This window comes from Pantoea sp. V106_11 (assembly GCF_029967885.1).
GTDB classification, from domain to species: Bacteria; Pseudomonadota; Gammaproteobacteria; order Enterobacterales; family Enterobacteriaceae; genus Pantoea; species Pantoea ananatis.
The window spans coordinates 1-5,226 of sequence record NZ_JASCAK010000009.1 but is presented as its reverse complement, the minus strand read 5'-3'; the positions used below and the strand labels follow the sequence as shown (position 1 = coordinate 5,226).

The 5,226-nt window shown below is 48.8% G+C and carries 4 protein-coding genes and 4 tRNA genes; 1 reads left to right on the top strand and 7 read right to left on the bottom strand.

Going from position 1 to position 5,226, the window contains the following annotated elements; genetic code table 11:
• The 5 genes from QLG08_RS01365 to QLG08_RS01345 form a co-directional block, all read right to left on the bottom strand.
• On the bottom strand, positions 1-83 hold an 83-nt coding region (locus QLG08_RS01365; RefSeq protein ID WP_332459973.1), incomplete at its 3' end, for a GTP-binding protein.
• Positions 84-190: 107 nt separating this feature from the next.
• A tRNA-Thr gene (locus QLG08_RS01360) sits at positions 191-266 on the bottom strand.
• 5 nt (positions 267-271) lie between these two features.
• Positions 272-346 (bottom strand) — tRNA-Gly (locus QLG08_RS01355).
• A 193-nt stretch (positions 347-539) separates the two neighbouring features.
• Positions 540-624: transfer RNA gene (locus QLG08_RS01350), tRNA-Tyr, on the bottom strand.
• A 7-nt stretch (positions 625-631) separates the two neighbouring features.
• Positions 632-707 (bottom strand) — tRNA-Thr (locus tag QLG08_RS01345).
• 1,155 nt (positions 708-1,862) lie between these two features.
• Here QLG08_RS01345 and coaA point away from each other — a divergent pair.
• Positions 1,863-2,810 (top strand): type I pantothenate kinase, encoded by a 948-nt coding sequence (gene coaA, locus QLG08_RS01340; RefSeq protein ID WP_013024113.1) that lies wholly within the window; start codon positions 1,863-1,865, stop codon positions 2,808-2,810.
• A 44-nt stretch (positions 2,811-2,854) separates the two neighbouring features.
• On the opposite strand, the gene birA is transcribed toward coaA, so the two are convergent.
• Both birA and murB read right to left on the bottom strand, forming a co-directional pair.
• On the bottom strand, positions 2,855-3,814 hold the full coding sequence (gene birA / locus QLG08_RS01335; RefSeq protein WP_015701287.1) for a bifunctional biotin--[acetyl-CoA-carboxylase] ligase/biotin operon repressor BirA: 960 nt from the start codon (positions 3,812-3,814) through the stop codon (positions 2,855-2,857).
• Positions 3,811-4,848, bottom strand: coding sequence for a UDP-N-acetylmuramate dehydrogenase (gene murB / locus QLG08_RS01330; protein WP_042677912.1), 1,038 nt, complete (start codon positions 4,846-4,848; stop codon positions 3,811-3,813). Before murB ends, birA begins: the two co-directional genes overlap by 4 nt.
• Positions 4,849-5,226: the final 378 nt, after the last annotated feature.

The following is a 5,226-nucleotide window of genomic DNA, read 5'->3' as shown; positions in this document are numbered from 1 at the left end:
AGGGTGGTTTTACCGTGGTCAACGTGACCGATGGTTCCCACGTTTACGTGCAGTTTGTTACGTTGAAATTGCTCTTTAGCCATCGCTTGTCCCTCTAAGACACGGATATATCAAAGATATCGTCACATTAACCAGGCATTGCCTGACTGCAAGGAGTTACAGAGAAAAATCAGGAGGGAGATAAAGGAAGTGGTGCTGATACCCAGAGTCGAACTGGGGACCTCACCCTTACCAAGGGTGCGCTCTACCAACTGAGCCATATCAGCACATCTGGAGCGGGCAGCGGGAATCGAACCCGCATCATCAGCTTGGAAGGCTGAGGTAATAGCCATTATACGATGCCCGCATCCTGGAACTCGGCTACCTGTTCTTTCTGTAGCTTGTGAATAACAGAGGATGTCCTCTGTTATCCTTCGCCCGTCAGCGAAGCTGACTGACTTTGACTGAGCTTACACCCAATCTGAATTCAGGGTGAGAAGAAGTGACTCACCTGCCAGATAAACAGGTTGTTTATCTGTTTCTCAACCCGGGGGTTGAAATGGTGGTGGGAGAAGGATTCGAACCTTCGAAGTCTGTGACGGCAGATTTACAGTCTGCTCCCTTTGGCCGCTCGGGAATCCCACCTACTTGATGGTGCCGGCTACCGGAATCGAACTGGTGACCTACTGATTACAAGTCAGTTGCTCTACCAACTGAGCTAAGCCGGCATCAAGTGACGCGCATTCTAGGAAGGTCGGCAGAAGGATGCAACAAAAAAATCACTGTTTTTGTTCTATCGCTTACTATTTGTGCAAAGCATCGCAATTTACCCCTGATATGCAGAAATAACATCCAATTATTGGTTAAAATTTCTCTTCGCTCTCTTTCCGATAATGTTGCTCCCTCCCCCTGTCTCGCCCACTTTGTTGTCTTCATCCCTCAGGTTTTCTTAGGCCTCTGCCAGAAAAATGCATTAACTGCTCAGTTTTCAATCACCTCATGCGTACTTTTATCGCGACAGGACCCTACCTAAGGCCGCAGCCTTGAGTGTTATCCCCTAAAAGTTTTCAGGCGACACTGCCCGGCATGAAGATAAGTATCAGTATCAGGCGAAAGGCAGATAAAAACGTCACGGCTGACAGACCACCTGTGGGGCGGTTCGGTGCCTGAGGAGAATAAGGGCTGATAATCTGCATAAGCGTTCGTAGAGCGGCTGTGTGACTCACAGACAGCCTGTCATGCTGTCCACCGCATAGCAGGTCGGGTGAGCATGAAACTCAGATGCGATAAAGAACGTCGCTGACAGCCTCTATAAGAATGTCTGATGCACCAGCGTCGCTGACAGATAAGCTATGGCTGTCCTTAATACAGCAGCACGAGACCGAAGACGCCAGGGCAGACAGGGTTCACGCAATGGAGAGCAAGCGCTGACAATCTGCATGCGCCTGTACGACACAGCGCGGCTGTCTTTCGAACAGCAGGCACGGACGTCGTGCTATAGCGCCAGCTGTGCAGCATCAAAAGGGTATATCCGGGCATATCTGATGCCATGCACCCGGCCTGAATCATGCGTCACGATGACAGCGGTGCGAAAGCCACAAACGCCTTTGCACAAAATTGCCTGATGTCTGAATGGCAATAAAAAGCATAACGATTAAAGATTTCAAGTCTCTGTACCGACGATTTATCAAATCTGCGGAGAGGCTTGCGAAAGCAAGCCGCCGTTTATTTTTTACTTCTTTTAAAAGCTATACTGGTGATACCCTCCAGCCCATTGTTCTCGTTAATAGCCCTGTGACCGGCAATTCATTTCTCTACACGGCCCGACTCGTCATCGGCGAAAATGTACAGATCGGTTTGAATCTGCAGTCAAATGTATACTTATGGATAAAACGACATCACTTACGACGCCTTATTTACAGTTCACTCGTGAACAGTGGGCGGCATTACGCGACTCGGTTCCAATGACGCTGTCAGAGGATGAGATCGCGCAATTGAAAGGGATCAATGAAGATCTTTCCATTGAGGAAGTGGCAGAAATCTACCTGCCTCTATCACGTCTGCTTAATTTCTATATAAGTTCAAATGTCCGCCGTCAGGCCGTGCTGGAGCAGTTTCTGGGAACGAATGGGCAAAAAATTCCTTATATCATCAGCATTGCAGGCAGCGTTGCGGTGGGCAAAAGCACCACTGCTCGTGTTTTGCAGGCGCTTCTGAGCCGCTGGCCCGGACACCGTAAGGTTGAGTTAATTACGACAGATGGTTTTCTTCATCCCAATGCCGTGCTGAAAGAGCGCGGCTTAATGAAGAAAAAAGGCTTTCCTCAGTCCTATGATATGCATCGGCTGGTGAAATTTGTTTCCGACCTTAAGTCGGGCGCCAGCCAGGTTACCGCTCCCGTCTACTCCCATTTAATTTATGATGTTATTCCGGATGGCGATAAGGTTGTCCAGCAACCTGATATTCTGATTCTGGAAGGGTTAAATGTGCTGCAGAGCGGCATGGATTATCCTCACGATCCACACCATGTTTTTGTTTCCGACTTTGTGGATTTTTCAATCTATGTGGATGCTGAAGAAGATCTTTTGCAGCGCTGGTATGTGAATCGTTTCCTTAAATTTCGCCAGGGCGCTTTTACCGATCCCAACTCTTATTTTCATCACTATGCTCAGCTACCTGAAGACGAAGCCGTTAATATTGCTGGCTCATTGTGGCGGGAGATTAACTGGTTGAATCTGAAAGAAAATATTCTCCCTACACGTGAAAGAGCCAGCTTAATTATGACGAAAAGCGGTAACCACGCGGTGGAAAAACTGCGTCTCAGAAAATAACAGGTGGCGATTAAGCCTGCCAAAAGCAGGCTTTATTTTATTTTTCAAACCGGTCGAAGAGATATTTCTCCCCCTACCCACGATTGAATTTTTCCGTCTTGTTCCAGCTGCAAACCACCCTGATTATCAATGCCACGAGCAATACCGTGCACTTCACGTTCACCAATCAGTAATTTAACCGGGCGATTGATGAAGTTGTCCAGTTCGGCCCAGCGCGTCACAAAGGGCGTTAATCCCTCCTGCTCAAATACGGGTAGTGCTTCACGCAGGCGATTAATCAGTGTTGCTGCCAGTTCATTGCGATTAATTGTCACGCCGGCTTCCTGTAAGTTAATCCAGCCCTGATTAATCTGCGCCGCTTCGGCAGTTCTCATCGCCAGATTAATTCCGGCGCCCATCACGATTTGTGCTGCATCGCCGGTTTTACCGGTTAATTCAACCAGGATCCCCGCTAACTTCCGGTCATGAAGATAAATGTCGTTAGGCCATTTTACCCGTACGTCCTGCGCACCTAATGACCGCAGCGTTTCCGCCATAATGATACCAATCACCAGGCTCAGCCCCATTGCCGCTGCCGGGCCCTGTTCCAGGCGCCAGTACATAGACATATAGAGGTTGGCACCAAAGGGTGAAAACCAGTGACGTCCGCGTCGGCCACGTCCTGCCTGCTGATATTCAGCGAGGCAGACGGATCCTGAAGGCAGAGAATGCATACGTTCGAGTAAATACTGATTAGTTGAATCAATAACCGGTATTACGGCTATATCAGCCTGAGACAGTTGCCCCAAAATCTCTTGTTCATTGAGCAACTGAAGTGGGGCTGGAAAACTGTAGCCTTTACCTGTGACGGTATACACCTCAAGGCCCCAGCTTTTTAACGTTTGAATATGTTTATTAATCGCCGCACGGCTCATACCAAGCGTTTCACCGAGTTGCTCACCCGAGTGAAATTCACCATCGGCCAGGATATCGATTAATTTAAGCGGTACGCTATGATCCTTCATGAGATGACCTCTACAGCGTTACATTCACCCTGAGCCTGAATGAAACGAACTTCTGGCTCCAGCCAGACATTAAATTTTTCACCTACCCGGGTACGTACCTTTTTTGCCAGCGCGACAATGTCGTCGGGTGTGGCATTTTCAGCATTGATTAACACTAATGCCTGCTGCTGATGCACTGCCGCACCGCCAATTCGGCTGCCTTTAAGCTGGCATTGATCGATGAGCCAGCCTGCAGCCAGTTTACTATCACCTGTAGGCTGAGGATAATGTGGCATCGCTGGGTACTCACTCAACAGCACAGCCGCCTGCTGGCCAGTTATCACGGGATTTTTAAAAAAACTGCCCACGTTACCGGTTATTTTCGGATCCGGTAATTTACTCTGTCGCATATGACAGACCGCATGAAAAACATCCCAGGCATTTGCCGTGGCAGGGTTTAGCGTTTTTAAATCACCGTAGGTCAGGACGGGCTGCCAGTGTTTTTTCAATGAAAATCCGACAGCGATAATCGTGTAGCCTGACTGGTACTGATGTTTGAAAATACTGTCGCGATAACCAAACTGGCAATCGTCACGGCTCAAACGCTGTGTGAGACCGGTATGCAGATTTAGTACATCGACGTATTCACATACATCTTTTAATTCAACGCCATAGGCACCGATATTCTGTATGGGTGCTGATCCTACCATTCCAGGAATGAGTGCCAGATTTTCCAGACCCGAAATCCCTTTTTCCAGGGTAGTTTTTACCAGTTGGTGCCAGTTCTCGCCCGCGCCAACGTGCAGTTTCCAGCGCTCAGTCTCATCAAGGATTTCAACCCCTGCAATGCGGTTGATCACCACCACGCCTGCAAAGTCCTCAAGGAAGAGCACGTTGCTGCCCTCCCCGAGGATCAGAAAAGGTTGCTGGCTATGCTGGCTCATTTGCCAGGCTGAAAGTATGGCTTCCGGCGATTCGGCGACAATACGTGTTTTTGCGCTGACATCAAGCCCCAGCGTGTTGTCGGCTTTTAATGAGATGTACGAACTGGACATGATACGGCCTTAACGGGTTAATCTGCCGGTAGTTTACCGCATCACAACGGTAATGCGGGGGAATTTGCATGCGATGAAAGGCTTTCAACGATTTTGCGGCTCCTGAAAATCCTGATAGCGACAGAAATAAAGTGGATGGGTGGATACCGGGAGGCTGGCAGGTAACGATTTTCACAGTTTTGTTTCAGATGATGCTCAGAATGACGCAGTGCGGGAGAGGATTAAAGCAGCAAGAGCGGCGTTGCAGACCCGCGGTTGTATCGGGGTCATGATGAGACGGAATATGATGGGGGCTATCTGGCAGATCGCAGACGTAAAAAAGCCCTGAACGTCAGTTCAGGGCTTCTTCACTTGTTTGATGCCTGGCAGTTTATGAAT